This is a genomic window from Bradyrhizobium rifense, from assembly GCF_008123425.1.
Lineage (GTDB): Bacteria > Pseudomonadota > Alphaproteobacteria > Rhizobiales > Xanthobacteraceae > Bradyrhizobium > Bradyrhizobium rifense.
On the sequence record NZ_VSSS01000046.1, the window covers coordinates 34,637 to 49,483 of the forward strand.

General features: G+C 65.1%; 14 protein-coding genes. 2 read left to right on the plus strand and 12 right to left on the minus strand.

All coding sequences use genetic code 11. From position 1 onward, the window contains the following. Positions 1-5 precede the first annotated feature (5 nt). From FXB40_RS48200 to FXB40_RS28955, 7 genes are all read right to left on the minus strand, one after another. A complete protein-coding gene (locus FXB40_RS48200; protein WP_187437215.1) occupies positions 6-434 on the minus strand; it encodes a hypothetical protein in 429 nt (142 codons plus the stop codon). A 192-nt stretch (positions 435-626) separates the two neighbouring features. Further along, the gene (locus FXB40_RS28930) at positions 627-830 is read right to left on the minus strand and encodes a hypothetical protein (RefSeq protein ID WP_148775521.1); all 204 of its coding nucleotides are present in this window, start codon (positions 828-830) and stop codon (positions 627-629) included. Positions 831-997: 167 nt separating this feature from the next. Further along, positions 998-1,699, minus strand: coding sequence for a transcriptional repressor LexA (gene lexA, locus FXB40_RS28935; RefSeq protein WP_148775551.1), 702 nt, complete (start codon positions 1,697-1,699; stop codon positions 998-1,000). Between the two features lie 176 nt (positions 1,700-1,875). Next, a complete protein-coding gene (locus FXB40_RS28940; RefSeq protein WP_148775522.1) occupies positions 1,876-3,087 on the minus strand; it encodes a molybdopterin molybdotransferase MoeA in 1,212 nt (403 codons plus the stop codon). A 245-nt stretch (positions 3,088-3,332) separates the two neighbouring features. After that, a complete protein-coding gene (locus FXB40_RS28945; RefSeq protein ID WP_148775523.1) occupies positions 3,333-3,515 on the minus strand; it encodes a hypothetical protein in 183 nt (60 codons plus the stop codon). Between the two features lie 157 nt (positions 3,516-3,672). Further along, complete coding sequence (locus FXB40_RS28950; RefSeq protein ID WP_148775524.1) at positions 3,673-4,299, minus strand: HAD family hydrolase; 627 nt, start codon at positions 4,297-4,299, stop codon at positions 3,673-3,675. Positions 4,300-4,307: 8 nt separating this feature from the next. After that, positions 4,308-5,435, minus strand: a complete 1,128-nt coding sequence (locus tag FXB40_RS28955; RefSeq protein WP_148775525.1) for an alpha-hydroxy acid oxidase — start codon at positions 5,433-5,435, stop codon at positions 4,308-4,310. A gap of 289 nt (positions 5,436-5,724) precedes the next feature. Here FXB40_RS28955 and FXB40_RS28960 point away from each other — a divergent pair, with 289 nt between their 5' ends. Next, on the plus strand, positions 5,725-7,059 hold the full coding sequence (locus tag FXB40_RS28960) for a S41 family peptidase (RefSeq protein WP_148775526.1): 1,335 nt from the start codon (positions 5,725-5,727) through the stop codon (positions 7,057-7,059). 130 nt (positions 7,060-7,189) lie between these two features. On the opposite strand, the gene FXB40_RS28965 is transcribed toward FXB40_RS28960, so the two are convergent. Further along, positions 7,190-9,910 carry a bifunctional diguanylate cyclase/phosphodiesterase gene (locus tag FXB40_RS28965; RefSeq protein WP_148775527.1) on the minus strand — a complete coding sequence of 907 codons (2,721 nt, stop codon included), beginning with the start codon at positions 9,908-9,910 and terminating at the stop codon, positions 7,190-7,192. 319 nt (positions 9,911-10,229) lie between these two features. Here FXB40_RS28965 and FXB40_RS28970 point away from each other — a divergent pair, with 319 nt between their 5' ends. Next, complete coding sequence (locus tag FXB40_RS28970; RefSeq protein WP_148775528.1) at positions 10,230-10,394, plus strand: Flp family type IVb pilin; 165 nt, start codon at positions 10,230-10,232, stop codon at positions 10,392-10,394. Positions 10,395-10,402: 8 nt separating this feature from the next. Here the strand turns inward: FXB40_RS28970 and moaC are convergent, their stop codons facing one another. From moaC to FXB40_RS28990, 4 genes are read right to left on the minus strand one after another with little or no spacing between them, the layout of a single operon-like run. Then, positions 10,403-10,942 carry a cyclic pyranopterin monophosphate synthase MoaC gene (gene moaC / locus FXB40_RS28975; protein WP_148775529.1) on the minus strand — a complete coding sequence of 180 codons (540 nt, stop codon included), beginning with the start codon at positions 10,940-10,942 and terminating at the stop codon, positions 10,403-10,405. 1 nt (position 10,943) lies between these two features. Beyond that, on the minus strand, positions 10,944-11,765 hold the full coding sequence (trpC, locus tag FXB40_RS28980; RefSeq protein ID WP_148775530.1) for an indole-3-glycerol phosphate synthase TrpC: 822 nt from the start codon (positions 11,763-11,765) through the stop codon (positions 10,944-10,946). A 7-nt stretch (positions 11,766-11,772) separates the two neighbouring features. Further along, positions 11,773-12,786, minus strand: a complete 1,014-nt coding sequence (gene trpD / locus FXB40_RS28985) for an anthranilate phosphoribosyltransferase (RefSeq protein WP_148775531.1) — start codon at positions 12,784-12,786, stop codon at positions 11,773-11,775. 14 nt (positions 12,787-12,800) lie between these two features. Further along, a complete protein-coding gene (locus FXB40_RS28990; protein WP_148775532.1) occupies positions 12,801-14,699 on the minus strand; it encodes a SurA N-terminal domain-containing protein in 1,899 nt (632 codons plus the stop codon). Positions 14,700-14,847: the final 148 nt, after the last annotated feature.

A 14,847-nucleotide genomic window follows, 5' to 3' on the forward strand; every position in this document is an offset into this window, starting at 1 on the left:
GCGCTTCAGCTGATCGGCAGGCGCGGGGGCGTCGAGCGGCTGTCGGCGATGACCTGCGGCTTGTGCTCGCCGAGCGGCTGGGTCACGGGCAGTTGCAGCACGGTCGCGCGCTGGCCTTCGACGAGCTGCGTCACCAGCACGTACTTGCCGTCGGGGAATTCGATCGCGTCGTGGTGGCGATCGGGAATGTGCGGATCGACCTTGCCGAACTTGCCGACACGCGAATTGACGGTGCGCGTCCAGATCCAGCGATTGTCGTAGCGGACGTTGTCGGCGAAGGCGAGCTCCGTTCCCGGAAGCAGGCAGACCGCGACGGACATGTCGGCTTCGGAGGCGAAGCCGCGCGTCGAGGTGCCACGGAACGTGGTCGTGACGATCGTCTCGCCGACTTCTGCGGGACGCGTCGCGACGGCATGCAGGCTGTAGTCACACATCGGGTGCTCCTCAATCGGGATAGAGCACCCGCGCCTCTTCTGAGGCGCAGGCCTCTATCAGAGTGGAAGCTTGCGATCGTATGCTTGTTTGTAGGCAAATCTACGGCCCGCATCCGAAGAGCGCGATCACATTATCTTTTTCAAATGCACGAGGAACAAAGCTCGCTTCCATGCATTTTGAGACCTTCGTCGTCAGCGGCCAGCAGGTGCCGACCAGCCCGAATATTGCCAGGCCGGTTGCGTCGGCTGCGCGACGGCGTTGCGGGCATTACGGAATTGCTCGCTCATTGCCTGCGGCGCCTTGCGGGCATGGTGCTGCGGCTGTGCGGCGAAGGCCTGCGACGCTGATGCTGCGATCAGCGTCATCGTGACGGTGCTCAAAACGATCTTGCGCATGGTGATCTCCTCGGTCTCTCAAAGGCCTGCGAAGCGGTGCGCGCTTCGTTGCGGCGTGCCGAGGATGTAGCGCTGGAGAGGGGGCCGGATAATCTGTGCAAAACCAGAAAGACTATCCAGCCGGAGCGGACAATCGTCCGCTCCAATCGTTGATGGCGCGCGAGCGCTCAGTACTTGCGGTAGAGCCCGATCAGCTTGCCCTGGATCTTGACCCGGTTGGGCGGCAGGATGCGGACTTCATAGGCCGCGTTGGCCGGCTCGAGCGCGATCGAGGCGCCGCGGCGGCGGAAACGCTTGAGTGTCGCTTCCTCGTCGTCGATCAGGGCGACCACGATGTCCCCGGTGTCGGCGCTCTCGTTGCGCTGGATCAGCGCCATGTCGCCATCGAGAATGCCGGCCTCCACCATGGAGTCGCCGCGCACTTCGAGCGCGTAGTGCTCGCCCGAGCCGAGCATGTCGGGCGGGACGCTGATGGTGTGGCTGCGGGTCTGCAACGCCTCGATCGGCGTACCGGCCGCGATCCGGCCCATGACGGGGACCGCGACGGGACGCTCGCCGTCGTCGGCGGCCGGGCTGGAGGTCGTGCGCACCTTGCCGAGATTGCCCTCGATGACACTCGGCGTGAAGCCGCGGCGGCTGCCGGCGGCGGCCTGCAGCTCAGGCAGCTTGATCACCTCGATGGCGCGGGCGCGGTTGGGCAGGCGGCGGATGAAGCCGCGCTCCTCAAGCGCAGTGATCAGGCGATGGATGCCTGATTTCGAGCGCAGATCGAGCGCGTCCTTCATCTCGTCGAAGGAGGGCGGCACGCCGCTTTCCTTCAGGCGCTCGCTGATGAACCGCAGGAGCTCGTATTGTTTGCGCGTTAACATCTCGACCAAAATCCCCCGGTTGATGTCGTTCGATTCCGAGACGCTGAATTCAGCAATAAGCTGCTCCATGTTCGAAACAAATCATGAACGGACACTATATGTTCGATACATGTTCCGCAACTGCTTAATTTACCGTGAACGCGACAAAGTTCGCAGAACGGTTGCGAACGCTGCGCTCAAACGGGCAGTCGCAGCACCTCGCAAGGAGCGCCGGCTTCGGCCTTCGGCGCGAACGGTGCGCGCACGAGAAGTGCCTGTGCCGCAGCGAGATTCGCAAGCAGCGAGGAGTCCTGGTGATTGACGGGAAGCGCGATCAGCGTGCCGTCATCACGCACATCGAGGCGCGCGCGCAGATAATCCTCGCGCTGGTCATTGGCGCCGACGTCGCGGCCGAGCACGGCGCGCTCGGGGCGGTGATGAACCACGGAACGGCCCGACAACGCGCGAATCAGCGGCACCATGAACAGGAAACCGCAAACGTAGGATGACACGGGATTGCCGGGCAGGCCGATCACGCGCATCGCGCCGAGCTGCCCGTTCATCATCGGCTTGCCCGGCCGCATCGCGATCTTCCAGAACGCCATCGAGGTGCCTTCGTCGCGGAGCGCCCGCTGCACCAGATCGTGGTCGCCGACCGAGGCACCGCCGGTCGTGATCAGGATGTCGGCGCCGGATTCGCGCGCGCGGCGGATGCCGGCGGTGGTGGCGGCAAGCGTGTCGGCGGCAACCCCGAGGTCGATGGTGTCAGCACCCTCGCTGCGGGCGAGCGCATGCAGGGCGTAGCCGTTGGAATAGACGATCTGGCCGTGGCCGGGCGTGGTGCCCGGCATCACCAGCTCGTCGCCGGTGGCGAGAATCGCGACCTTCGGACGGCGGCGGACGCCAAGCTGCGGGTGGTTCATGCCGGCGGCGAGCGCGAGGTCGCGCTCGGTCAGCCGGGCGCCCTTGCGCAGGAGCACGTCACCCTCGGAGAAGTCGATGCCGGCCGGGCGGATGTGCCGTCCGGTGACGGCGGCCTCCTTGATCGCGATGCGCTTGCCATCGGCGACGATGTCCTCCTGAATCACGACCGCATCGGCGCCGTCGGGAACGACGCCACCGGTGAAGATCCGCACGGCTTCGCCGGCGCCGACAGTTCCCGCAAACGGCCGGCCCGCCGCGACTTCGCCGATCACGGTGAGCTGTGTGTCAATCCTGGCCGCATCGGCCGCACGGACGGCATAACCATCCATCGCCGACATCGCCTGCGGCGGCTGCGTTCGCCGCGCCGCGACGTCGCGCGCGAGCACGCGATGAAAGGCCTCATCGAGGGCGACCATCTCTTCAGACAGCGGCTCCGCGCCGGCAAGCACCGCGGCGAGCGCGTCAGAAACCGGCATCAGGGCCACGAGTGAAAACTCCAGCTACGCCTGTTTAGGCAAATCAGCGGCGAGAGTTCTAGCCGAGTGCTGGCGCAGAGGCAAAACAGGGGGGCGCGCAGGATGATTTATCCTGCGTCATCGGCGCCGGCGATCGAGTGGGAGCGTCAAGCCCGCCGCAGCATGATCCGGATGGCGAGATGGAGCGGCACGAGGATCGCCATGGCTAGCACGGGGATGACGAGAACTGCGGCCAGTATCGGTCAGGTCGCCGGCTACTTTGCCGGACTGACGTCAGGCGCTTGAGGGCCCTGATCCCTGTCGGGCATCGGATCGGCCTGGGCCTTCAGGTCGGCGGCCTTGCTCATCAGCTTGGCTGAAAGCTCGGAATCTGAGGTGGTCGCAGCGAATTTGACCAGCAGAGAGGCCTGCTTGGTGAGGTAGGTTTTGCCCAACACGATGATACATCCGTCTGTAGAATTCCCAACGGACTCTAGAGTCCGGAAGCGGGCAATCGTTCCCGGAACTCTGTACAAAAATGCACAAAGTGTTTTGGTTCCTCAGTTCCGAACGAAATAGGTCCGGATTTGGCCGATTTGGCGGGGTGGGAGGCGGTCAGATCCCCAGCGCCTTCAGTGCATTGCCGACGTCGCGGGGCGAAGTGACATGCACCGCCGTCAGCCCGCGGGCGCGGGCGCCTTTGACGTTCTCGGCGAGGTCATCGAAGAATACGATCCGGCTGGCCGGCACACCGATCGCGGCGACGACGTGGTCGAAGGCTTCCGCGTCAGGTTTGCGCAGGCCGATGCTGGAGGAGAGATACAGCTCGCGGAAGTGGCCAAGCAGATCGGCATACTCTTTCGAGAAATGGTCGACATGCGGGCGGTTGGTGTTGGAGAAGGCATAGAGCGGCATCTGCTTCGCGGCGCGCGGCAGCAATTCCGCGATGTCGGGCATCTGGCCTGCGAAGATCGCGTTCCATCCCTCCAGGAACTGCGCATCCGAAATGCCGATGCCGAGCGATGAGCGCAGCGACTGGAAATAGTCCTCGTCGCTGATCTTGCCGACCTCATGCAGCCGGTAGGCCTCGCTGTTACGCTCATAGCGCGTGACGATGGCTTCGGGCTTGAGGCCTGCATGTCCCGCCCAGCAGGCGACCGCCTTGGAGAAATCGATGTCGAGCACCACGCGTCCGAGATCGAACAGAAGCGCATCCGCGCTGCCGGGAGAGAGCGATGTCATTCTATCCTTCAGTATCGGTAGGGTTCATGGTCGAACAGCGGGAATGCGCTGAACACACTCGGCGCATTGGTTGCGGTGGCCTGGTGCAGGCAGGATTTGTTGACCTCGGCAAACGAGGTGGCGCCCAGGAGGCCGAGGCAGCGCAGCACCTCGTCCTCGAGCAGCTCGAGCATTCGCGTCACGCCGGCCTCGCCGTTAGCCGCCAGGGCCCAGCATTGCAGCCGGCCGATGCCGACGAGGTCGGCGCCCGCAGCGATCGTCTTGACGATGTCGGTGCCGCGGCAGATGCCGCCATCCACCATGATCTTGGCGCGCCCCTTCACGGCGTCGACGATCTCGGGCAGCACATGCATGGCGCCGCGGCCGTGATCAAGCTGGCGGCCGCCGTGGTTGGAGACGTAGATCCACTCGACGCCATGATCGACCGCGATCTGCGCGTCCTCGGCGGTGGCGATGCCCTTGAGGATCAGCGGCATCTTGAACTTGTCCTTGACCATCTTCACGGTCCGCCACTCCAGCCCCTTCTGGTAGTCGCCGCCAGTGGCGCGCAGGCGGCTTTCGCGAACGTAGCGCTTGGCGATGTCACGCTCACGACGGCTGTAATGGGCGGTGTCGACGGTCAGGCAGAAGGCGGCATAGTTGGCCTTCTCGGCGCGGCTGACGACGTCGGCGACGAATGCGTCATCGCCGCGGACATAGAGCTGGTACATGCGCAGCGCATCGGGGGCGGCCTCTGCGGTCTTCTCCAGACCGGGCTCGGAGACCGAACTCAACATATGCGAGGCCCCGAAGGCGCCGGCCGCGCGCGCGACGCTGGCGGCTCCGTGCGGGTCGAAGATTTCCAGCGCGCCGACGGGGGCGAGCACCACGGGCAGGCGCATCTTGCGGCCGAACTGCTCAACCGAGCCGGAGACCTTGCGCACGTCGCGCAGCACACGCGGGCGGAAAGCGATCTCGTCCAGGGCCATGCGGTTGCGACGCATCGTGGTCTCGGTCTCGGCGGCGCCGACGATGTAGTCCCAGGCGTTCTGGTTGAGGTTGGAACGCGCCTTCCGGATGAATTCGTGCAGGTTCTGGAACGGCTCGTTGCTGGCGCCGAGTTCGACGTTCCGTTCCGGCCGGAGTGCTTCGTTCATTATTATCCTCCCGAGAATTTGAAGCCTTATGTCATCGGGTATCTCGTCCGGCCCTCCAAAACCATCCTAAAATAGCATAGCTGCGAAGCGTGGCTCGGCCGATCGATTCCCGCCTGGCGGGTGATGGTTTCGGAACGTTGCCAAAAGTTTAGGCCGGGGCGAAGGGATTTTTGCGGTATACCCGCGGGCGTGGCGGCCCGGCCTTGAAGAAACCTGAATGGTATTGTGAGAACCGGGCTGGATCGCCATTTGCGAGGCGTCCCATCCCAAGCGAAAAGGCCACCATTCCATGCGGAAAACCCTGCTGTTCCCCCTCGGCGCGCTCACCGGAGTGTGCCTGACCCTCCTCGTATCCGGTCCGCAGGGCGGACTGTGGGCGGCACGGGCGGCAGCGGGCGCGGATGATGCCTATTCCCAGCTCAATCTATTCGGCGAAGTCTTCGAGCGGGTGAAGGGGAGCTATGTCGAGAAGCCCGACAATTCCAAGCTGATCGAAGGCGCGATTACGGGCATGGTGACCTCGCTCGATCCGCATTCCCGCTACATGAACGACAAGGCCTGGACCGAGATGCAAGAGACCACCTCCGGCGAATTCGGAGGGCTCGGCATCGAGGTCACGATGGAGGAGGGCCTGGTCAAGGTCGTCTCGCCCATCGACGACACGCCGGCGGCCAAGGCCGGCCTCATGTCCGGCGACCTCGTCAGCAAGATCGATGGCGAGAACGTGCAGGGCATGACGCTCGAGCAGGCCGTCAACAAGATGAAGGGGCCGGTCGACACCAAGACCAAGCTCACCATCATGCGCAAGGGCGCCGATGCGCCGATGGATGTCGCGATCACGCGCGAGATCATTCATGTCCGCCCGGTCCGCTTCCACGTCGAAGGCGACATCGGCTACATCCGCGTCACCTCGTTCAACGAGCAGACCACCGACGGCCTGAAGAAGGCGATCGCCTCGATCTCCAAGGACATCCCGCAGGAGAAGCTCGCCGGCTATGTGATGGACTTGCGCAACAATCCGGGCGGCCTGCTCGACCAGGCCGTGTCGGTGTCGAGCGCGTTCCTGCAGCGCGGCGAGGTGGTCTCGACCCGCGGCCGCAATCCGGAAGAAACCCAGCGCTTCACCGCGCATGGCGGCGATCTCACCAAGGGCAAGCCGCTTGTGGTGCTGATCAACGGCGGCTCGGCCTCGGCGTCCGAAATCGTTGGCGGTGCGCTGCACGATCACAAGCGTGCGACGATCATCGGCACCCGTTCGTTCGGCAAGGGCTCGGTGCAGACCATCATTCCGCTCGGCGCCGGCAACGGCGCGCTGGCGCTGACCACCGCGCGCTACTACACGCCGTCGGGCCGTTCGATCCAGGCCCAGGGCATCGCGCCCGATATCGAGATCCTCCAGGACGTGCCGGCCGAGCTGAAGGGCCGCGTCGACACCATTGCGGAGTCCCAGATGCGCGGCCATTTGCAGGCCGCCGACGGTACTGAGCAGACCGGATCGCAGTCGTATGTCCCGCCAGAGGAGAAGGACGACAAGGCGCTGCACGCGGCCTACGACTTCCTGCACGGTGTCACCGTGAACGCGGCAGCCGCGAAGCCGGCGCCGAAGACCACGGTGCCGAACTAACTTCTCAACGTTCTTGCGACTTTCAGAGATCGCCCGGGAGTGGATGGCCACTCCCGGGCGAATTCATGAGTGGCGCCTCTAGTTGTCGCGAGGACTGTGTTTTGCCTCGGGCTCGGGCCACTAGCAGACCCTAGCTTGCCTCGCGGCGGCGGGCTTCGTTGCCGTCGCGCTGAGCGAGACGGCTGCGATGGACCGCGAACAGCTCCATGACCTTGTCGGCCGGCTTTGCGGCACTGAACAGGTAGCCCTGCATCTCCGTGCAGCCGAGTGCGCGCAACAGACGCTGCTGTTCCTCGGTCTCGACCCCTTCGGCCGTGGTCGCCATGCGGCGGGCGCTGGCGAGATTGACCACGGCCTGCACGATGCTGGCAGAGCCGTCGGGACCTGCGATGTCGTTGACGAAGCAGCGGTCGATCTTGATCTTGTCGAACGGGAAGCGATGCAGATAGCTCAGCGAGGAGTAGCCGGTGCCGAAATCGTCGAGCGCGATGCGGACGCCGATGGTGCGGAGCTGGTGCAGGATCGCAAGCGCGGTCTCGTCGTCGCGGATCAGCACAGCCTCGGTGATCTCGAGCTCGAGCCGGCTCGCCGGCAGATTGGAGGTGGCTAGCGCCGCCATGATCTTCAGCGCCAGAGTGCCGCTCTTGAACTGCACCGGCGAGACGTTGACGGCGAGGCGGATGTCGTCGGGCCAGGTAGCGGCGTCGCGGCAGGCCGTCGCCAGCACCCATTCGCCGATCTCGTTGATCAGCCCGGTATCCTCGGCGATCGGGATGAACTCGGCCGGCGAAACCATGCCGCGCTCGGGGTGGCGCCAGCGCACCAGCGCTTCGCAGCCGGTGATGCGGTCGTCCTTGAGACTGAGGCAGGGCTGGTAATAGACCTCGAGGCCGCCATGAGCGATGGCGTGGCGCAGATCAATCTCCAGCTGGCGCCGCTCGCGCACCTTGGCGTCCATCTCCGGCTCGAAGAAGCGATAGGTGCGGCGCCCGGCGGCCTTGGCGGCATACATCGCCATGTCCGCGTTCTTCAGGATCTGGTCCAACGCGGTGCCGTGTCCCGGCGCCAGCGCGATGCCGATGCTGGCGTCGGTGGTGAGATGATGGCCCATGCAGTCGAACGGCGTGCGGATCGCCGCGAAGACCCGCGCGACGAGCTCGTTGACCTGGTCCCGCGAGGTCACTGCGGTCTGAACAATCGCGAACTCGTCGCCGCCGAGCCGCGCCACGAAGTCGGTGGCGCCGGCGCAGCCGCGAAGGCTCTCCGCCACCGACTTCAACAGCTCGTCGCCGATGAGATGGCCGAGCGCGTCGTTGACGCCCTTGAATTCGTCGATGTCGATGTAGTGCACCGCGAGCTCTTCGCCGTCGACGTTGGCGAGGAGCTCTCCGCGCAGATGTTCGTGGAACATGGCGCGGTTCGGCAGGTCGGTCAGCGCGTCGTAATGCGCGAGATGGGTGATGCGTTCCTCGATGCGGCGGCGTTCGGTGATGTCCTCATGGGTGGCGACCCATCCGCCGTCGCCGAGCGGCTCGTTGACGATCTGGATCGAGCGGCCGTCGCCGGTGTCGACGACCATGGAGTTGCGCACGTGGATGTCGCGCAGCACGCGCGCGACGTACTGGTCGACGTCGCCCGGGAACGAACCCGTGGCCTTGCGGTGCAGGATGATGTCGCGGAAGCTGTAGCCGGGTTTCACGATCTCGGCGGACAACCCGTACATCTCGATGTAGCGCTGGTTGCAGATCACGAGCTTTTGCGAGGCGTCGAACAGCAGCAGGCCCTGGGTCATGTTGTTGACGGCGCGGTCGAGGCGCTGCTTCTCCAGCGTCAGCCGCTCCCGGGACATGCGATGCTGCTCCAGGAGCTTGCGCACGATCGCGATCAGCACGCCGGCGATCGCGAGCGCAGAGGCGCCGGCGACCGAAATCAGGATGCCGATCTGCTCGCGCCAGTCGGCAAGCGCCGCCGCGCGCGTGGTCGTCGCCATCATCAGGATCGGGAAGTGGGGCAGGGCGCGCGCCGAGACCAGCCGGTCCTCGCCGTCGACCGGGCTAACGAAGCGTCCGGCGAAATGATCGAGCACGAAAATCTTTTGCCGCTCGAACGTGCCGTTCCTGAAATTGTGTCCCATCATCTCGCTGGAATGCGGGAAGCGGGCAAGCAAGGTGCCGTCCCGATGCAGCATCGAGATCGTCGCGCCTTCGCCGAGCACGACGGACCCGAAGAACTTCTCGAAATTGGCCGGCTCGATGCCGCGTCCGACAACACCCATGAACTCGCCGTGCGGCCCCATGACCTTGCGCACGATCAGGATGGTCCAGGCGCCGGAGATGCGGCTGTGCACCGGTTCGATCAGCACGTCGGGTGCCTGCGGATCGTATCGGAAAGAGCGGAAATAGGCGCGGTCGGCAACGTTGACCTTCGGGGCCGGCCATGAGGTCGAGGAGTTGATCACATTGCCGTCGGCGTCGATGATGTTGACGCCGCCCATGTAGGGCAGCGCCTCGATCTTCGAACGCAGCATCTGGTGCACGTCCTGGCCGGCGAGGCGCTTGCGATAGTCCTCCGCGGTCGTGATTCCGGTCGCGCGCACATGGCCGACGAAATCCTTCTGGATGACCGCGAAATCCTGCAATTGCTGATCGAAATGATGAGCGAGCAGCAGCACGGTGTTCTCCAGCTCGCGGCCGGAGTTGCGTAGTGCGCGCTCACGGAAATTCTGCGCCATCAGCACCGCACCGATGGCGATCGCAGCGATCAGGAGTGTGCCGCCCACCACCAGCCAGCGGATCGGCCCGCTGCGGACAAAGGCCTGGTCAAGGAGGCGACTGCCGTATCTCGTCATCATGTCGTCGTTGCCGTACACACGTCAGGGTCAATCCACGACCCCCGTAACATCCGTCGGTTTACGAGATCGATGTGGAAGCGGCGTTAGGAAGCGCGGTTAACGCGACATAAACCGCAACACACAAATGCAATCGATGCGCATGACGAGCGGCGTGCAGGATTTGCCGGCGACGATCGAGATGCCGGTCAGTTCTTGCCGGTCGCGGCGACGTAACCCGCGCTTAACCATCTAACGTGTTGACGGTCCTCGCTGCCGCACTGGCGCGCGATTTGCAAACCGGACTGATGAACCGCGCGCAACGACGCAGAGAGACACGATCATGAAAGAGGCTTTGCAGAATTTCTGGGCCGACGAATCCGGCGCGACCGCGATCGAATACGGCCTGATCGCCGCGGGCATCGCGCTCGCCATCATCACCGTCGTCAACGGCATGGGCAGCAAGCTCAGCGCAAAATTCGGCTCGATCAGCTCGTCGCTGAAGTAGCAGCGTGGTCAGACGCGGTAGTGGCCCGACTTGCCGCCGAGCTTCTCGATGAGCTGGATGCCCTCGATACGGACGCCGCGCTCCACCGCCTTGATCATGTCGTAGATGGTGAGGCACGCGACTGTAACAGCCGTCAGCGCTTCCATCTCGACGCCTGTGGGGCCGGTCACCTTGACGCTGGCGCGCACCACGCATCCCGGCAGTTTCGCATCGGGCTCGATGTCGACCGTGACTTTCGACAGCGCAAGCGGATGACAAAGCGGGATCAGCTCCGAGGTGCGTTTCGCCGCCATGATGCCGGCGATGCGCGCGGTGCCGAGCACGTCGCCCTTCTTGGCATTACCGGAGACGATCAGGTCGAGCGTCGCCTTTTCCATGACGACGCGACCTTCGGCGACGGCGAGCCGCTCCGTTGCGGCCTTGTCCGAGACGTCGACCATCCGCGCCTCGCCGGAGGCGCTGATATGGGTGAGCGCAGGGCTCGCCTTGTTCGACGGCTTGGTCTTCGGCCTAGTGTTCGGCCTAGTCCTGGACGGCTTGCGCGCCATATCAGCGCGTGCCCGCGGCGCGGGCCTTGGTCTCGCGCGCGAGCAGCGTGCGCGTCGCCGCGGTGACGTCGGCCTGCCGCATCAGGCTCTCGCCGACCAGGAAGGTCGACATGCCCACGCGCTCGAGCCGAGCCAGGTCGGCAGGCGTGAAGATGCCGCTCTCGCCGACCATCAGCCGCTCGTCGGGAATCAGCGGCGCCAGCGTCTCGCTGGTCGCAAGCGTGGTCTCGAAGGTGCGTAAGTTGCGGTTGTTGACGCCGATCATCGGCGAGCGAAGCTTCAGCGCCCGGTCGAGCTCGGCGCGATCGTGGATCTCGATCAGCACGTCCATGCCATAGGCAATTGCTGCGTCTTCGAGGTCCTTGGCCGTGGCGTCATCGAGCGCGGCCATGATGATGAGAATGCAGTCGGCGCCGTGGGCGCGCGCCTCGACAACCTGATAGGTGTCGAACAGAAAGTCCTTGCGCAGCACCGGCAGCGAGGTCGCCGCGCGCGCCGCCACCATGAAGTCGAGATGGCCCTGGAACGAGGGGGTGTCGGTCAGCACCGACAGGCAAGCCGCGCCGCCCGCCTCATAGGCCTTGGCGAGATCAGGCGGATCGAAATCGGCGCGGATCAGCCCCTTGGACGGTGAGGCCTTCTTCACCTCGGCGATCAGCGCATACTCGCCATCGGCGTGCTTGGCCCTGATCGCGCGCACGAAGCCGCGGGGTGCGCCTTGCGCCTTGGCCTTTGCCTCCACTGCCGCGAGCGGCTGCGCGCGCTTGGCCGCCGCAATCTCCTCGCGCTTGTAGGCTTCGATCTTGGTCAGGATATCAGACATGACAGGCTCAGCTGTTCGAGACCGCGATCAGATGCTTCAGCCGCGCGCTCGCCGCGCCGCTGTCGAGTGATTTCGCACCGATCGCGACGCCCTCCTTGAGGTCCTTGGCGCGGCCGGCGACGATGAGCGCGGCGGCGGCGTTCATCAGCGCGACATCGCGATAGGCGCTCGGCTTGCCGTCGAGCACGCTTTGCAGCGCGATCGCATTGGCGTCGGCATCGCCGCCTCTGAGTGCACCGGGCTCGCAGCGCGGCAGACCGGCGTCTTCGGGCGTCACCTCGAAATTCCGGATCTCGCCATTGTGGAGCGCGGAGACGAAGGTCGGGCCGGTGAGGGTGATCTCGTCCAGTCCGTCGGAGCCGTGCACCACCCAGGCGGATTCGGAGCCGAGATTCTTCAGCACCTGCGCCAGCGGCTGCACCCATTGCCGCGAGAACACGCCGACCATCTGCCGCTTCACGCCGGCCGGGTTGGACAGCGGTCCGAGCAGATTGAAGATCGTGCGGGTGGCGAGCTCAACCCGGGTCGGACCGACGTTTTTCATCGCGGGATGATGGGCCGGCGCGAACATGAAGCCGATGCCGCATTCGCGCACGCAGCGCCCGACCTGCTCAGGCTTGAGGTCGATCTTCACGCCGAGCGAGGCCAGCACGTCGGCGGCGCCCGAGCGCGAGGACAGCGCGCGGTTGCCATGCTTGGCGACCGGCAGGCCAGTGCCCGAGACGATGAACGACGCGCAGGTCGAGACGTTGACCGAGCCGGAGCCGTCGCCGCCGGTGCCGACGATGTCGACGGCGTCCGCAGGCGCGTCGACCGTGAGCATCTTCGAGCGCATCGCCGTGACCGCGCCGGTGATCTCATCCACGGTCTCGCCGCGCACGCGTAGCGCCATCAACAAGCCGCCCATCTGCGAGGGCGTGGCCTCGCCGGACATCACGGCGTCGAAGGCGGAAGCGGCCTCGTCACGCGACAGGCTGGCGCCGGTCGCCACTTTTCCAATGATCGATTTCAGGTCGTCCATCGCGTGCTTTCAACTCACTGGTTCGCGCCGGTCACCTGCGCGAAGGCGGCCTGATTAATGCTGGTCCCGATGTCGGTTTGAAGCTTGTTGACGTAGGAGGCAACCTGCTCGTCGGTCAGCGACCGGTCGATGCCGTCCTTCAGCTTCTTGACGGCGTCGGAGGCGGCGTCGGCCGCGGGATCGACGATGTCGGTGACGCGGTAGACGATGACTTCGCTGCCGCCGGTCACGGGCGCCTGTCCGACGCCGTCCTTGGCGGTACGGAAAGCGGCCGCGACGATGTTCGCGGGCACGCCGGCTGGCTGATCATCGCGCTTGAACCCGCTGGCGGTCTCGACCTTGGCGTTGATCGCAGCCGCCTCGTCAGCGAGCTTGCCGCCCTGTTCGAGCTTCTGCACCATCTCGGTCGCCTTGGCCTTCAGCTTGGTGGCGATCTGGTCCTGGCGCCAGCGCGCCTCGACCTGGTCGCGAACCTCGTCGAGGTTGCGGTCGCGCGACGGCGTGATGGCGATTACGTCGTACCAGACATAGCCGCCCTTGAACGAGATCGGGTCGTTGTCGACGCCGACGTCGCTGTTGAAGGCCTGCGACACCACATCGAGGCCCTGCGGGATGTTGGCGACGGTCTGCCCGTTCGGCGCGCGGCCCGAGCGGTCGACGGCATCGATGGTCACGGCGGTGAGCCCGAGCTTCAGCGCGGCATCGGCGACGCTGGTGCCGGCACCCCGCTCGTCTTCCATCTTGTCGCGGAGCTCGCCGACCTTGACGCGCGCACGCTCGGTCGCAATCTGGCGCTTCACGTCGCCGGCAAACTTGGCGTAATCGGCCTCGGCGCCCGGCTCGATCTTGTCGACCTTGACGATCGAGACGCCGAGACGGCCCTGGATCGGCTGGCTGATCTCGCCTGCAGGAAGCGCAAAGGCGGCATCGCCAACGGAGGATTCGAGTGCGGATTTGGTCACGAGCCCCAGATCGACGTCGGTGGCGCTCAGTCCGCGCTCCTTGCCGAGGTCCTCGAAGGAGAGCCCGCCGGCAAGGCGCTCGCGCGCGGCCTGTGCATCGGCAACGTTCGGGAACACGATCTGGTGGATCTGGCGCTTCTCCGGTGTGGAGAGCTGGTCCTTGCGCTGATCGAACAGCTTCTTCGCGTCGTCATCGGAGACGTCGCTCCACTTGGCGATCTCTTCAGGTGAGATCACAGCGAAGACGATCTTGCGAAATTCGGGCGCCCGGAACTGGACCTTGTGGTCCTCGAAATAGGCGGCGAGCGCCTCGGGCGAGGGCGCCTCGATGGTGCCTGCCTGTGCCGTGTCGAGCCTGACGAACTCGATGGCGCGCTGCTCGTTCTGGAAGCGCGTCGCGACGTCGAGCATGGCTTTCGGCGGCTCAAGGCCTGCACCGATCGTGCCGGTGATCTGCCGACGCAGCGCCACTTTGCGCTGCTCGGCGACGTAGCGCTGCTCGGTGTAGCCGAAATTGCGGATCAGGCTCTGGAAGCGGTTCGCATCGAACTTGCCGTCGACGCCCTTGAAGTTCGGGTCGTTCATGATGAGCTCGCGGATCTGGTCGTCGGACTGACCGAGCCCGAGCCGGCGCGCGTTTTCATCGAGGGCGGCTTCCGCGATCGCCTGCTGCAGCACCTGGCGATCAAGGCCGAACGCGCGCGCCTGTTCCGGCGTCAGCGGGCGGCCGAACTGGCGGCCGATCTGCTGGAGGCGGTCGGTGTAGATCTGGCGGAACTCGTTCAGCGAAATCTCGGTGTGGCCGACCTTGGCCACCGTGGACTGCCCGAAGCCGCGGAAGATGTCGGCAATACCCCAAACGCCGAAGCTGATGATCAACACGCCCATCACGACGGCCATAATGGTCTTGCCGACCCAGTTTGATGAGGCCTTGCGCATTCCTCGAAGCATTTGGTCCAACTTGTCTGAAAGGAGGGGAACGGGAGCGCGTCTTAATGCAGATTCCGCAGAAGCGCGTCACCAAATTGATATGCCATCATAAAGTGGCGGCTTTCCCCCCGCAACCTCAGGTCAGGCAGCCCTTCGAAGCTGCGGTTAA